Annotated in this window: 17 protein-coding genes and 1 pseudogene; 10 read left to right on the forward strand and 8 right to left on the reverse strand. The window is 70.9% G+C overall.

All coding sequences use genetic code 11. The features are described 5' to 3' along the window. Nucleotides 1-3: 3 nt before the first annotated feature. Nucleotides 4-1,659, reverse strand: coding sequence for a TM0106 family RecB-like putative nuclease (locus DFR74_RS15105; RefSeq protein ID WP_407675231.1), 1,656 nt, complete (start codon nucleotides 1,657-1,659; stop codon nucleotides 4-6). Between the two features lie 228 nt (nucleotides 1,660-1,887). Here DFR74_RS15105 and DFR74_RS15110 point away from each other — a divergent pair, with 228 nt between their 5' ends. The 8 genes from DFR74_RS15110 to rraA all read left to right on the forward strand — a co-directional run bounded on the left by DFR74_RS15110 (nucleotide 1,888) and on the right by rraA (nucleotide 6,796). After that, complete coding sequence (locus DFR74_RS15110) at nucleotides 1,888-2,514, forward strand: DUF6474 family protein (protein WP_067509953.1); 627 nt, start codon at nucleotides 1,888-1,890, stop codon at nucleotides 2,512-2,514. 6 nt (nucleotides 2,515-2,520) lie between these two features. Further along, nucleotides 2,521-3,138: a hypothetical protein gene (locus DFR74_RS15115; protein WP_067509942.1), complete on the forward strand. Its 618-nt coding sequence runs from the start codon at nucleotides 2,521-2,523 to the stop codon at nucleotides 3,136-3,138. 40 nt (nucleotides 3,139-3,178) lie between these two features. Beyond that, nucleotides 3,179-3,844, forward strand: coding sequence for a YcnI family protein (locus DFR74_RS15120; RefSeq protein ID WP_067509940.1), 666 nt, complete (start codon nucleotides 3,179-3,181; stop codon nucleotides 3,842-3,844). Next, nucleotides 3,844-4,377, forward strand: a complete 534-nt coding sequence (locus DFR74_RS15125; protein WP_067509938.1) for a copper resistance CopC family protein — start codon at nucleotides 3,844-3,846, stop codon at nucleotides 4,375-4,377. The genes DFR74_RS15120 and DFR74_RS15125 overlap by 1 nt, the downstream gene beginning before the upstream one ends. Continuing rightward, nucleotides 4,358-5,323, forward strand: coding sequence for a CopD family protein (locus tag DFR74_RS15130; protein WP_084537749.1), 966 nt, complete (start codon nucleotides 4,358-4,360; stop codon nucleotides 5,321-5,323). The genes DFR74_RS15125 and DFR74_RS15130 overlap by 20 nt, the downstream gene beginning before the upstream one ends. A 36-nt stretch (nucleotides 5,324-5,359) precedes the next feature. Then, on the forward strand, nucleotides 5,360-5,815 hold the full coding sequence (locus tag DFR74_RS15135) for an SRPBCC family protein (protein WP_067509936.1): 456 nt from the start codon (nucleotides 5,360-5,362) through the stop codon (nucleotides 5,813-5,815). Between the two features lie 35 nt (nucleotides 5,816-5,850). Then, a complete protein-coding gene (locus tag DFR74_RS15140) occupies nucleotides 5,851-6,231 on the forward strand; it encodes a DUF5313 family protein (protein ID WP_067509934.1) in 381 nt (126 codons plus the stop codon). 79 nt (nucleotides 6,232-6,310) lie between these two features. Continuing rightward, nucleotides 6,311-6,796, forward strand: a complete 486-nt coding sequence (gene rraA / locus DFR74_RS15145; protein ID WP_067509932.1) for a ribonuclease E activity regulator RraA — start codon at nucleotides 6,311-6,313, stop codon at nucleotides 6,794-6,796. A gap of 1 nt (nucleotide 6,797) precedes the next feature. Here the strand turns inward: rraA and DFR74_RS15150 are convergent, their stop codons facing one another. The 3 genes from DFR74_RS15150 to DFR74_RS15160 are packed head-to-tail and all read right to left on the reverse strand — an operon-like array spanning nucleotide 6,798 to nucleotide 8,703. Beyond that, nucleotides 6,798-7,019 carry an RNA-binding S4 domain-containing protein gene (locus tag DFR74_RS15150; RefSeq protein WP_067509929.1) on the reverse strand — a complete coding sequence of 74 codons (222 nt, stop codon included), beginning with the start codon at nucleotides 7,017-7,019 and terminating at the stop codon, nucleotides 6,798-6,800. Between the two features lie 56 nt (nucleotides 7,020-7,075). Then, on the reverse strand, nucleotides 7,076-7,720 hold the full coding sequence (locus tag DFR74_RS15155) for a TetR/AcrR family transcriptional regulator (protein ID WP_067509927.1): 645 nt from the start codon (nucleotides 7,718-7,720) through the stop codon (nucleotides 7,076-7,078). Next, a complete protein-coding gene (locus DFR74_RS15160) occupies nucleotides 7,717-8,703 on the reverse strand; it encodes an SDR family NAD(P)-dependent oxidoreductase (protein ID WP_084537748.1) in 987 nt (328 codons plus the stop codon). Before DFR74_RS15160 ends, DFR74_RS15155 begins: the two co-directional genes overlap by 4 nt. Nucleotides 8,704-8,843: 140 nt before the next feature. On the opposite strand from DFR74_RS15160, the gene DFR74_RS15165 reads away from it, so the two are divergent. After that, nucleotides 8,844-9,611, forward strand: a complete 768-nt coding sequence (locus DFR74_RS15165; RefSeq protein ID WP_067509925.1) for an SDR family NAD(P)-dependent oxidoreductase — start codon at nucleotides 8,844-8,846, stop codon at nucleotides 9,609-9,611. 54 nt (nucleotides 9,612-9,665) lie between these two features. On the opposite strand, the gene DFR74_RS15170 is transcribed toward DFR74_RS15165, so the two are convergent. From DFR74_RS15170 to DFR74_RS15185, 4 genes are all read right to left on the reverse strand, one after another. Further along, nucleotides 9,666-10,484: a class I SAM-dependent methyltransferase gene (locus DFR74_RS15170; protein ID WP_067509923.1), complete on the reverse strand. Its 819-nt coding sequence runs from the start codon at nucleotides 10,482-10,484 to the stop codon at nucleotides 9,666-9,668. Nucleotides 10,485-10,601: 117 nt separating this feature from the next. Then, a complete protein-coding gene (locus tag DFR74_RS15175; protein WP_067509920.1) occupies nucleotides 10,602-11,129 on the reverse strand; it encodes a peptidase in 528 nt (175 codons plus the stop codon). Between the two features lie 291 nt (nucleotides 11,130-11,420). After that, on the reverse strand, nucleotides 11,421-12,041 hold the full coding sequence (locus DFR74_RS15180) for a superoxide dismutase (protein WP_067509919.1): 621 nt from the start codon (nucleotides 12,039-12,041) through the stop codon (nucleotides 11,421-11,423). 218 nt (nucleotides 12,042-12,259) lie between these two features. Continuing rightward, complete coding sequence (locus DFR74_RS15185) at nucleotides 12,260-12,871, reverse strand: hypothetical protein (RefSeq protein WP_067509917.1); 612 nt, start codon at nucleotides 12,869-12,871, stop codon at nucleotides 12,260-12,262. A 515-nt stretch (nucleotides 12,872-13,386) separates the two neighbouring features. On the opposite strand from DFR74_RS15185, the pseudogene DFR74_RS15190 reads away from it, so the two are divergent. Then, nucleotides 13,387-13,753 (forward strand): annotated as a pseudogene (locus tag DFR74_RS15190) (rhodanese-like domain-containing protein). Nucleotides 13,754-13,766: the final 13 nt, after the last annotated feature.

Below are 13,766 nucleotides of genomic sequence, written 5' to 3' on the forward strand. Positions count from 1 at the left end.
CCGCTACGGGCGCACCGCGGAACCGGCGGCGGAGGCGTCCCCGGAGCGCACCCGCGGCGGGTCGCCGAAGTCGGCCAGGGCGGGCACCTCGAGCTCGGCGCAGTGCGGATTCGGCGTCTTGGGCGCCATCCATTCGCGCAGCACCCAGGTGGCGCGCACATCGTCCTCGTTGTACTCGAACAGGCGGGTGCGCTGGCTCAGGTCGGGGGGCGCGTCGTAGCCGACGGCCAGCCGGTACCAGCTCATCGACGCCTCGCCGCCGGCCTCGGGATCGCGCCAGGAGAAGCCCGCCACCGGCGCGATCTTCTTGAGGCCCTTGCCGTTCGGGCAGATGAACTGATCGGTGACGGCCTGGAACATGTCGACCCATTCGGGGCCGTCCACGAAGGCGCGCACCTGCTCGACGGTGGGCACGCCGGGCCTGCCCGCGAAACGCTTGGCCGATTCGTAGAGCCATTTGTCCTCGGCCGTGCGCGAATAGCAGTAGGCGGCGAAGGTCTTGCCCGCCGCGACGGCCTGGGCGCGCACGGTCATCAGCCAGGTCCAGAACTCGCCGAAGGAGCGGCCCTCGTCCTCGGTGGGCAGCGGATCCCAGGTCACGAACGGGCGGTACACGCCGTCGAGCAGGGTGCCCCACAGGTAGGCGCCGAACTCCTGGAAGCTCTCCAGATCCACGTCCACCTCGACGTCGGCGCGACGCACCCGCACCCGGTCGAAGCGGCGCACCAGCGGGGCGCCCGCCAGCCACGCCCGCGCGGTGACCACCGCCTCGTCGAACGGGCCGTGCTGCCAGTCCTGCGGGTCGGGGCCCTGCCAGGCGGCCAGGTCGTCGATGGTGCGCACGCCGTGGCCGCGCAGCACGTCGGCGCGCGAACCCGGCGCCACGACGCTCACGTCACGGTGCTCGATCAGCCAGGATTCGCAGCTGGGCCCATCCACCCCGCGCGTCCACCACGGGCACTGCCTGCACTCGGGCACCTTGGACGGTTCGGTGGGCAGTTCGCCGCGCACCACCGCGATACGGTCGGCGTAGCGGCGGTCGTAGTCGGCCAGGATCGGGGCCACGTCGTGCACCAGGATGCGGTCGAAGTGATAGCCGATCACGCCGCCCAGCAGCGACGGGCTGGCCAGGCCGCGGCGCTGCAACATCCGGTACAGGTGGGCCAGGCGCTGCTGGTCGCGCGGCTGCTGGCGCAGTTTGCGGGCCGGGTCGGGGCGCGGGTCCCAGCGGAACAGATCGGAGGTGACGGGGTGGAAGTCGGCGGGTTCGGGACGGCGCGGATCGGTGACCTTGTGGTTCACCACGATGACGGGGATGTAGCCGCCGCGGTCCAGATCGCGCAGCAGGATCTCCGCGCCGCCGCGCCTGCCGGTGTCGGGTTCCTGCGGCAGCAGCCCGCCCCAGATGCGGTGTGCCCCTTGTTCACACGCGCGCAGCGTGGCCTCGGCCCGGTCGCCGGCGCGCAGGGCCGGATCGATCACCACCCAGGCCTCGGGCGCGTCGGCCACCAGGGTCTCGCGCACCTTGTCGCGGTGCGCGGCGGCTGCGTCGCGGCGCTGGCGCACGCCCGGATCCTCGGCGACGCCGCGCACGATCTCGGGATGCGCGGCGTCCATACGCAATCGGTGCCTGCAGCCGATGAGCGCGCGGGCGTCCAAGAACGCGGTGCGACTCGCACCCGGCCGCGTGTCGGCCGGGTGCCCCTCGTCTCGACCCTCGCGGTCGCCGCTGCCCGAATCCACGTATGCAGTATGGTCCAGACCCCCGACAGGACACGGTGTGCCCTCGCTGCCCGGCGCCCGCACCCGATAAGGTGGGCGCGAACCGCGTGGTAGACGGCAGACGCTGCGACGCTGCCCACACACAGCATGACGGAGGGCCTTCCGATGGGGTTGTTCACGAAGCGCAAGCGGCGACCGAGTCGCCGGGCCGAGGCCAAAGCCCTCAAGCACAAGGCGGCGGTCGAGGCCAAACTGCTCGCGAAGAACGACCGCAAGTCCCGCCGCGCCGAGGCGCGCACCCAGCGCAAGGTGGCCAAGCAGCAGATCGCCACGCTGCAGGCCGAGGAGAAGGCCGCGCTCAAGGCGGCCGCCAAGGCCGAGCGGGACCCGTTCAGCGCGAGCCAGGTGCGCAAGTACATCGGCGTGGCCCGGGTGCTGGTGCCGGTGCTCGCGCCGCTGGCCTACCGGGGCGCCACCTTCGTGCGCGGGCAGCTCGACACCCGCCGCGCGCATCAGCTGGGCGTCGGCGTCGATCAGCTCGGCGACTTCGCCGGGCACGGCGGCAAGTTGCAGGCGCGCATCGCCAACACCGAGGCCGCGCTGGGCAAGCTGGAGAGCCCCGACACGCAGAAGTTCGTGGCCACCACCCGCGAGCGCCTGGGCAGCCTGGACGCCGCGGTGCGCACCGCCGAGCAGATGCCCGCCACCCGCAGGCGCGCGGTGCACACCTCCATCTCGCACGAGCTGTCCGGCATCGAAGCCGATGTGCTGGCGCGCCTCGGCGTGAACTGAGTCCGGATGTCTGTCGATCGGGGCACCGGCCCGCCGCGCGGCGGCGCGGCCGGTGCGCTGGTCGGCGGGCTCGCGGTCGCGGCCCACGGCGCGCCGGGCGGCGGCTACCCCGATTCGGCGGAATTCGCCCTGCTACTGGCGGTTTCGGTAGTCGCCGGGTGCGCGGCGGCGGGGCGTGGTTCCCGTCCTGTGGTGGGTGCCGGCTTGTCCCGAGCCGGTGGCACTTTCGCGCGGACGCCCTCGAATGCCCTTGCCGGGGGCGGGTTCCGGTTGCTGGCGGTGCTCGGGCTCGGTCAAGCGGCCGGGCACGTTGTGCTCGGGGGAATGACCGGTCACGCCGGCGGGGGCTCGCATGTGGCGCAGACCAGTTCGTCTATGGCGGGTCTAGTGCCCGGCGGGTGGATGCTTTTCGCGCACATCGTCGCGACATTCGTCTGCGCGCTGCTGATCCTCGCGGCGGAGCGGTTCTACGGGCTCGTATCGAGCGTCATCCGTGCCGTGCGATACGCGCCCCGCACACCTCTCGTCGCTGAACCCCCGCTGCGTTCCCGGCGCGGTGCGAGCTTCTATGTCCATCTTCCGAAGGTCTCGACAGGTCCGCGCGCGCCGCCCGCGTGCGTGTGAATCCCTCCACGAAACCCCCTCGGACAGAAAGACATTCCCTATGCGCACAGCGCTTTCGCGCGCCTGTGGCGCGGCGGCCTTGGCCGCCACCGCCACCCTGTTCACCGCGGGCACGGCCGCCGCCCACATCACCGCCGACGCGCCCGGCGCCACCCAGGGCGGGTATGCGTTCGTCACCTTCCGGGTGCCCAACGAGTCGCCCACCGACGCCGCCACCACCGAGGTCACCGTGACGGTGCCCAACCTGCGCAGCGCCTACACCCAGCCGGTGCCCGGCTGGAGCGCCCGCGTGGACCGCAACGACAAGAACGAGATCGTCGCCGTCACCTGGACCGCCGAACCCGGCGCGCCCGGCATCACCGACGGCCAGTTCCAGGGCTTCACGGTCGCGTTCGGCCCGATGCCGCAGCAGGAGCGCGTCGAGTTCCCGGCCAAGCAGGTCTACAGCGACGGCAAGGTCGTCGACTGGAACCAGAGCGACGCCGACGGCAAGCTGGTGCCCGCCCCCGCGCCGAGCATCACCCTGGCCGCCGGTTCCGGCGAGCACTCCGACGGGCACGGCGTCGACGCCTCGGCGGCCGACACCGGCGCCGACGCCGCGGACGAGTCCGACGACACCGCCCGCTGGCTGGGCGGCGCGGGCCTGGCGCTCGGACTGTTCGCCGTCGCGCTCGGCCTCGGCAACCTGATCCGGCGGCGGTCGTGATGCGCCGCGCGCTCGTCGCGGTCCTGCTCGCGCTGGGCTTCGGGCTCGCCGCGACCGGCGTCGCCGCCGCGCATTCGGCGGTGGTCGGCAGCGTGCCGGAGGAGGGCGAGGCGATCCGGGTGGGTCCCGAGTGGGCCAGCGTGACGTTCAACGAGGAGATCCAGCCGAGCTTCCCGTCGCTCACCGTGGTCGGGCCCGACGAGAACCTGTGGTCCAAGGGCGAGCCGGTGGTCGAGGGCCGCACCGTCAAGGTGGCCGTCGGCGCGCTCGGTCCCACGGGTGAGTACCGCCTCGCGTACCGGGTGACCTCGGCCGACGGGCACGTGGTCGGCGGCTACCGGGTGTTCACGCTGACCGAGCAGGGGACCGGCACCCCCGGCCCGCGCGCCGACGGCCGCACCGACGAGGCCCAGGGCGGCGGCGACTCCGGCGGCATCCCGGTGTGGGTGTTCGTGCTCGGCGGCGTGGTGCTGTTCGGCGCCGGTCTGGCGGTGGCCCTGTTCGGGTTCAGCGGTGGGACGAAGAAGCGCTGAGGACCGCGGTCCGTCGCGGCGTCCGACGACCGGCGGCCGGGACGCGGGCGCACTGCTGCTCGTCGTCCCGGCCGGGCTGCTCGGCGTAGTCGCCGCGTGGTTGCTGACAGCGCCGGGCCCGCTGCCCGCCGAGGCGATCGTGCGCGTGCTCGCGGACTGCGCGGGCGCGACCGTCTTCGGGCTGGCCGCGCTGCCCCGGCTGCACGACCGGCTCGCGCCGCCCTGGCGGCTGCTCGCGGCGCTGGCCGCGCTGTGGTGCGCGACCGAGTTCGCGGTGCTGGTGTTCGAGGCGGCCGAGGTGGTCGGCGTGCCCGCGCGCAGGCTGGGCGCGGGCGAGTTCGGCACCTTCCTCACCGAGCTCAGCGGCGGGCAGGTCGGCATCGCCATCCTGATCGGCACGGGCGCCATCGCCTGCTACGCCGCGCTGGCCTTCCGCGAAAAGGTCGACGCCGCACCGGATCTGGTGCTGGTGTTCGCCGCCGTCGCGCTCACCCTGCGCCCCGTCACCGGGCACATGTCGCAGCAGGCGTTCGGGTCGGTGCTGGCCGCCACCCACGCGCTGGCGGCCGCCGCCTGGTTCGGTCTGCTCGCGGCGCTGGCGCTGGTGGTGCGTTCGCGCGGCGGCTGGGCGGCCGCGCTGCCGAGGTACTCGGCGGTGGCGCTGCCGCTGGTCGGTGTGGTGGGGGTGACCGGGCTGGTCAACGGGCTGGTGCGCGTGGGCGGGGTGCACGCGCTGGTCGACACCGGCTACGGCCGCATCCTGCTGGCCAAAGCGGCGGTGCTGGCGGCCCTGCTCGCGCTGGGTTGGTGGTGGCGGCGCGACTGGGTGCGCCGCGCTGCCGACCACCGGATGGATGCCGGAGATTCGCTGCGCCGGGCCGTGCTGGAGGTGACGGTGATGGCGGTGGCGTTCGGCCTGGCGGCCGCGCTCGCCGTCACGGCGTGACCCGCGGCCGGTCGCGCACCGGTTAAGGTGGGCGCCATGACCGAAGTGAAGATCGTCGCGGACTGCGCCGCCTCGGCCGAGTCCGCGTTCGAGTACGTCAACGACTACCGGAATCTGCCGAACTATTTCCACGGCATCCAGTCCTTCACCCCGGTCACCGAGCAGACCGAAGGCGTCGGCGCCGCGTTCGACGGCCACATGAAGCTGGGCCCGGCCTCGCTGCACTCCCGCGTCGAGGTGGTGCGCTGGGAGAAGAACTTCGCCATCGCGATCAAGTCCATCAAGGGCTTCGAGATCGAGTCGACCTTCCTGTTCCACCCCAAGACCGACGCCCTGTCCACGGTCGACGCCATCGTCGACTACCGGGTGCCGGGCGGACTGGCGGGCAAGGCGCTGGGCCGGACCATCGAGCCGTTCGTGAAGATCGCGGTGAAGCACACCACCGACAACCTGATCAAGCAGATCGCCGAATTCCACGCCGCGCGCGGCTGACCCACGCCGGCCCGGCCGGTGGGATCATGGCAGTCATGAGCGAGCGCACCACCCCGACCTTCGTCCAACGGGTCGGCTACATCTGGGGTCGCACCCTGCCCCCGTCGATGTCGGACTGGGTGCTCGCGGATCTCACCGGGCCGGGCGCCACGCGCCGCTACCTGCTGCGCATCCTCGTCCCGATCATCCCGCTGCTGTGCGTGTTCCTGCTGCTGCCGGGCCCGCTGTGGATGGGGCTGGCCATGATGGCCCTGCTGTACCTGCCCCTGATCTACTTCACCGTCGCGCTGACCTACGTCTTCCGCCGCCACCGCCTCCTGAAGCACGGCCTCGACCCGGCCCTGGCCGACGCGGGCGCCCGCGCTCGCGCCGCCGACACCCGCCTGGACTACGAACGCCGCCACGGCCGGGCCTGAACCGCGCCGGAGCGACCCGGATCACACCTGGTCACCCACCGGAACCGCGGGGTGGGCCGGGCGTCCTAAGCTGACAGCCGTGACCGAATCAGTGAACGTTGCCACCGCCGATCTGGCCGATGAGATCGGCCCCGAGATCCGCAGCTGCGATACGCAGTTCATCCAGTTCGGCGGACGCGAGGTGTTCTCCGGGCGGATCACCACGATCCGCTGCTTCCAGGACAACCTGCTGGTCAAGCAGACGCTGAGCGAGCCGGGCGAGGGCAAGGTGCTGGTGGTCGACGGCGGCGCGAGCGTGCACACCGCCTTGGTCGGCGACATCATCGCCGGGCGCGGCGTGGACAACGGCTGGGCCGGCGTGATCGTCAACGGCGCGGTGCGCGATTCGGCGATCCTGCGCACCCTCGACATCGGCGTGAAGGCGCTGGGCACCAACCCGCGCAAGAGCACCCAGACCGGCAGCGGCGAACGCGACGTGCCGGTGGAGTTCGGCGGCGTCACCTTCGTCCCCGGCGAGGTGCTCTACAGCGACCACGACGGCGTCGTCGTGCGCGCCGAGGACTGAGTCAGCCCGCGGCCACCCGCACCTTGTGACCGGCGAGGACGACCACGTCACCGGCGTGCAACTGCCGCCCGCGACGTAGTTCGACCTCGTCGTTCACGCGCACCAGTCCCGAGGCGATCACCGTCTTGGCCTCCGAACCGGAATCGATCAGGTTGGCCAGCTTCAGGAACTGCCCCAGCCGAATCGCGTCGTCATCGATCGGCACATCGATTGGTTCCGACATACCCCCATCCTCGCCCCAGGACGGTGTGAACACCAAAACCCGGGTGGCCTGCCCTGTCAGAGTCCGGCGGCCGCCGAGCCGTACAGGTCGCCGCCGCGGCGGACCATGTCGAGCAGGGGGTCGCGCAGGGTGCGCAGGCCGTCGATGTCGTCGGCGGCGATGCGGGCGGTGACCATCGCGCTGACGGCGGCCGCCAGGGTGCGGCAGGCGAAGCGCTGGGCCTCGGTGGTGGCGCCCAGCACGTCGGCGATCAGGGCGACGAACGATTCCTGCAACTCCGCGCGGCGTGCCACCGCGCGCGAGCCCACGGCGTACACCTCCACCAGATACAGCCGGGCGTAGGCGGGTTCTTCGATCAGGCCGTCGAAGTACGCGTCGAGCAGGCGCCGCATGCGTTCCAGATCCGGACCGTCGGAGTCGCCGGTGGTCGAGGCCGAGGTCACCCGCGCCACCAGCCGTTCCACGGCCCGCTCGAAGGCGGCCTCGAAGCAGTGCTCCTTGGAGCGGAACTGCTCGTAGAAGGTTTCGCGGGAGACGCCCGCCCGCTTCAGCACGGCCGCCACCGAGGTGTTCACGTAGCCGCCGTCGGCCATCGCGTCGGCCATGGCGTCCAGGATGCGGTCGCGCTGCGCGGCGATGACCTGTTCGCGCGGCAGACCGTGGCGCCCCCTCGGCAATTGGCGAGCGGACCCGTTGGTCATGCTGATTCTTCTTTCGCATGCCCGAGGGGCCCCGCGTGGTGACGCGAGCTGCCGCCTCCGGGCCCTGACTCGGTCATGCTGTGGGCTCCCGGGCGGTCGCTGTCGCGGTCCGAGCGGACGATGCGGCGCGGGCGGGCGGGCTGTTCGGTGGTGAACGGCGCGTCCTCGGTGCGGGCGATGTCGAGGGCCTCGGCGACGCCGCGGCGCAATGCCACATCGATCACCCGCTGGGCGATCGGGCGGAACGGCAGCACCACCGCGACCCACCACGGCGAGACCACCTGTCGCTTGCGCCGGGCGATCGCGCGTTCGGTCGCATCGATGGCCGGCCCCAGCGGCGCGACGCCGGACACGGTGCTGCGGCCCAGGATTTCCCTGGCCGCGGCGGTGCCGAAGCCGCGCGTGGTCATATCGGTGTCGAGTTCGGCGAAGTAGGCCACGCCCACCTTGGCGCCGGTGTGGCGGACCTCGTTGCGCAGGGTGTGGCCGAGCGCCTCCACCCCGGCCTTGGACGCGCTGTAGGCCCCGGCCAGCGGCAGGTGCACGGCCGCGGCGAGCGAGCACATGATGAGCACGTAGCCGCTCGGGTGACAGACGTGCGGGCCCGCCGCGCGCAACGTGTAATACACGCCGAGCACGTTCACCGCCAGCGTCTCCTCCAGCACGCCGGGATCGCCGCCCAGCAGCGAGAGTTGTTTGGCCACACCGGCATTGGCGACCACCGTGTCCAGCCCGCCGAGTTCGGCGACGAGCGCGTCGACCACCCGCTGCACCTGCGCCGGGTCGCCGATGTCGCAGTACCGCCACGGCGCGTCACCGCACTCGTGCGCCAGCTCGGCGAGCAGGTCCGGCTCCAGGCCCAGTAGCGCCACCCGCGCGCCGTGCGCGTGCAGCTGCCGGGCCAGTGCGGCGCCGATGCCCCGCGCCGCCCCCGTGATCAGCACCTTCCTGCCGGTGACGGCCGGGCCGGTGAACAGCTTCATGCGGCGACGATACCACCGATGAACAGCGATGTTCGCAAATATTCCGCCCCCGCGAGGGAGCCGTGACCCGCCTCTCACCGCGACCCGTTAGGGTGCAATTGACGAAAGGCCAACTGGCTGTCACGAACGAGAGGACCATCGTGGAGATTTCGGGTTCCGCCGCCATCATCACCGGAGGCGCATCCGGCCTCGGCGCCGCCACCGCCAAGCGTTTCGCCGATCTGGGCGCCACCGTCTTCGGCCTGGACGTGCCGCAGTCGATCGAGCGCGCCGGCGACAACGTGCCCGCCGGAGTCACCCTCATCCCGGCCGACGTGACCAGCGGCGACGAGGTCTCGGCCGCCGTCGCGAAGGTCGTCGAGTCCGGTGCGCCGCTGCGCATCGTGGTCAACTGCGCCGGTGTCGGCTGGGCCGGGCGCATCCTGTCCAAGAACGGCCCGCACGATCTGGAGCTGTTCCGCACCGTCATCACGGTGAACCTGCTCGGCACCTTCAACGTCATGCGCCTGGCCGCCGACGCGATCGCCAAGACCGACCCGGTCGACGAGTACGGCCAGCGCGGCGTCGTCATCAACACCGCCTCCGTGGCGGCGTTCGAGGGCCAGATCGGCCAGATCGCCTACTCCGCCTCCAAGGGCGGCGTGCACGGCATGACGGTGCCCGCCGCGCGCGACCTGGCGCAGTTCGGCATCCGCGTCAACACCATCGCCCCCGGCATCATCGACACCCCGATGCTGGCCGGCGTCACCGAGGAGTACCGCAAGGGCCTCGAGGCCGGCGTGCCCTTCCCCTCGCGTCTCGGCCGTCCCGACGAGTACGCGCAGCTCTCGCAGTACATCGTCGAGCACGACTACCTCAACGGCGAGACCATCCGCATGGACGGCGCGCTGCGTATGGCGCCGCGCTAAAGCGTTCCCGCGACAGGGCCGCCTCTGAGTTCCGCTCGGGGGCGGCCCTTTTCGTCAGCGCTCGGGCTTGTGGCCGATGCCCAGGAACGCGGTGGTCGACAAGAGGGAGTGCGGGCGGTAGTGCTCGTTGAGATAGGCCCGCATCGAAGCCGACCTCTCCTCCCACGCATCCTCGCCCAGGGAACGCCGCAAGAGCACCAGGGGCGCACTGCTGCGCGCCATCTCCGTCCACAGATGGTCGGCGTCGTCGTAGGCCACGGCTGAGGTGTGGCGCTGGATGGACACGCCCGCGAACCCCGCGCCGCTCATCTCCCCGGCGAACACCTCCGGGTTCTCCAGATTCAGGAAGTCCGGTTGCGGCTCGCGGATCGCCGGATCGCCCGCCGAGAGCGCGCCGAACATCAGCCGCATCAGCGGCGACTCCGCCACCGGCGCCCAGCTCGACACCACCGCCACCCCGCCGGGGCGCAGCACGCGGAACAACTCGGCGAAACCCTTGGGCCGGTCGGGGAAGAACATCAGGCCGAACATCGAGAACCCCGCGTCGAAGGTGTCGTCGGGGAACGGCAGCGCCTGGCCGTCGCCGTGGGTGACCTCGACATTGGTGAGCCCGGCCGCCGCGGCCGCCGCGCGCAGCCGGTCCAGCATGGGCTCGGCGAAATCGACGGCGTCGACCCGCGCGACCTGCGCCGCGGCGGGCAGGCTCAGCGTGCCGGGCCCGGCCGCGACATCGAGCACGCGGGCGGTCTCCGGTAGCCCGGCCAGCTCCAGGGCGCGGGCGGAGAACGGCGCCATGATCGCGAGCGCCGATTCGGCGTAGCCGTCGGCGACCAGCTCCCAGGGCGCGGCGACGGCGAGTGGGTTGCCAGACATGTTCCTCCACGATCCTTTCGACCGTCCCAGGCTAACCGCGGGGACCCGCACGGAACCACTAGCTCATGCGAATGTCGCTGCGCGCGAATGTGATCACGCGCGGTGCGGTCGGCGCGGTCAGGCCGCGAGGAGCATCGCCAGGACAGCGGTGTCGGGATCACTGATCGGGTCGAGGCCGACGCGGCTCACCAAAGACGTGACCGTGCCGTCGAACTCGGCCTCCACCCAGGCCGCGCGATGCTCGAGCCCCAGGTGCGGAACACCCGGCAACAGCACGCACCCCGACGCGGCGCCCACGCACTCCGGCAGCGAGGGGCGCGTCTCCGACGGCGGATGCAGCATCAAAAGGGCGGGCGGCTGGTGTTCGGCGAACCGGCCCGGTTCCACCGCCTCCTCGCCGAGCACCGGCCCCTCGGCCAGCACCAGACCGACGGTGCCGGGGGCGGGATCGTCGGGCAGCTCTTCGCGCACCCCGAACACGGTGGACGTCGAGAGCAGGCCGGGCAGGCTGGCGACCCGCACCGCGAGCACCAACACCTGCGCCCACTCCTTGGTGGTGTCCGGCCAGCGGCCGGAGATCACGAATCCGCGCAGCGACCCGCGCGCATGGAACGGCGTGACACCGATCGGCCCGTTCGTCCGCATGGTGGCCTCCCGTCGTGAAACCGGGGGCGGCTCTGCCCGTCCTCGAATTGTGGAAACTGAGAATGACCCTCGACCCACCTGGCACACAAGTACCAAAGAGTGCTAGGGGAACGGGAGAGAGACGAAAAGGCTCCCCGACCACGGGCCGGGGAGCCTTCACGTAACAACTGATTTCGCACGGACATGGGTAACTCGTCGGGTACGCCCAGAACTCGGCACGTCGGCGATCCGGCAGCCCGGTCAGGAACGACCGAGGCACCCGCGACCGGCGAAAAAACGCGGAGAGGCGGGCTAGAAGATCAGACCCTTGCCCTGGTCTACGGCGCGAGCGAAGCGGTTCTGCACGTCTTCCCAGTTGACGACGTTCCAGAAGGCGGTGACGTAGTCGGCCTTCACGTTCTTGTACTGGAGGTAGAAGGCGTGCTCCCACATGTCGACCTGCAGCAGCGGGATGATGCCGAGCGGCACGTTGGCCTGCTGGTCGTACAGCTGGAAGGTGAGCAGCTTCTGGCCGAGGGTGTCGTAGCCCAGCACGGCCCAGCCGGAGCCCTGCAGGCCGTTGGCGGCGGCGGTGAACTGCGCGCGGAACTTGTCGAACGAACCGAACTGGTCGTCGATGGCGGCGGCCAGGTCGCCGACCGGCTTGTCACCGCCGTTGGGGGAGAGGTTCTTCCACCAGATGGAGTGGTTCACGTGACCACCGAGGTGGAACGCCAGGTTCTTCTCGTACAGGAAGATGGCGCCGTGGTCGCCGGCCTCACGGGCCGCCTCGAGCTTCTCGAGGGCCGTGTTGGCGCCCGCGACGTAGGCCGCGTGGTGCTTGGAATGATGCAGCTCGTTGATCTGCCCGGAGATGTGGGGCTCCAGAGCGCTGTAGTCGTAGTCCAGATCTGGCAGCGTGTACTCAGCCACGATGTCCCTTCCTATGTCGGGCTGTGCGCGCCCGGAAAATATGGGCACTTCCAACCATCATTCGTACACCCGTTCCGTACCAACCGGGCCGCGTGCCCCCACATTCCATCGCACGGAAGAACTTCACGCAGTGGTTCGTACCCGTGTGAGCGGAACGAAACGGTGCGCACACGAAACCGCCGCGCATCCAGGGGGTGCGCGGCGGTGGGGAACTCGTCCTACAGCGGGGGGATGATGCCCGGCCGGAGGGTGCGGGGGTCGCCCGCGTCGTGGGCCTTCCACCAGCGGACGCCGCCCGCGATGAAGTCGGCGGGCGCGATCTCCTTGCCCTTGGCGTCGTGCACGACGATATTGTCGAACCAGACCCGCACGTCGAGCTCGCGCGGATCGATGCCCTCCTCCTGGGAGAACTCCAGCACGTGCGCCGGGATGCGGTCCTCGATCTTGGTGTCGAAACTGAGCAGTTCGCGCCAGAGTTGCCAGCCGCTGTCGTCGAGGTCGATGAACTCCCAGCCGTGCAGCCTGCCGCCGCCGAAGCTGCGGACGGCCTCGTCCAGACCCTCCAGCTGCAGCGGCAGCACCTCGGCCTCGATGTCGTCCCAGCGCTGGATGCGCAGCGAGGCGGCGACCCGGCTCACGCCGGTGAAGGTGATGCGTACCTGATGCTCGCGCGGGTCGGCCCCGTCGGCGGGCAGTGTCAGCACCGTGAGGTCCAGGCGCAGCGTCGCCGCGTCCTTGTCGACCTCGAGCCCGAGGCAGGTGGCCTCGGAGATCGCGGTGTTGAGTCCGTTGGTGTCCAGTCCGTCGAGTAGCCCCCTGCTCACGTTCATGTGACCCAGGCTACCTACCGCCGCAGCTGGAACCCGGTATTTCAGTTTTTCGCTAGTGTTCTCGTTTTTATGGAACCGATCGGGTGTGGACGGCGTCCAAGTAGATGTCGGGACCCGCACGGCTGCGGTTCCGAGGCGCCGAAGCACCGGCCGGCTCCGGGATGACAAGGAGGGGAGTCCCGGATCCGGTCCTCGCGGGCGCGCGCCTCGACGAGCGGCACCGGCCGCGCCGGGTGGGTCCCGATCCCGTTCATCCCGGATTCGCCAAGAGTTTGCTTATAGCCCCGCCCTGTGGGTGACGGGCGACACGATAGCCACCGCCTGTGGATCAAGTTGTGGATTGTGTGGATAACTCTGACGAAGATATGCACAGGCGGCCGCACAACGGGCTGTGGATACAGCGGATCGCCGTGAAAACAAACCGTAGGTATGTAATTCCCCCTGGCGAACGACCGGCATCCGTAACGGTGCCACCGCTACTCCCCGCGACGCGGTGACCATGGCAGGATCGACGTGTGACGAGCTCCGAGATTCCGTCGGTGCCGGTGTCGGCCGTCCCCGGCGAATTCGACGACACCGCGCGGCCCGACCCGGCCAGGGCGATCCTGCTCGACGTGCGCGAGCCCGACGAATGGGAACTCGGGCACGCGCCGGGAGCTGTCCACATCCCGATGGCCGACGTGCCCGCCCGCGCCGAGGAACTCGACTACGACGCCGAGCTCTACGTCATCTGCCGGCAGGGCGGCCGTTCCATCGAGGTGGTGCGGTATCTGAACCCACGTCGGCTTCGAGGCCGTGAACGTGAGTGGCGGCATGGTGGCCTGGCAGCAGGCGGGCAGGCCCCTGGTCGCCGACGGCGACCACCCGGCGAAGATCTACTGACCGATTGCGAGGC

It is taken from the genome of Nocardia puris (assembly GCF_003315035.1).
Lineage (GTDB): Bacteria > Actinomycetota > Actinomycetes > Mycobacteriales > Mycobacteriaceae > Nocardia > Nocardia puris.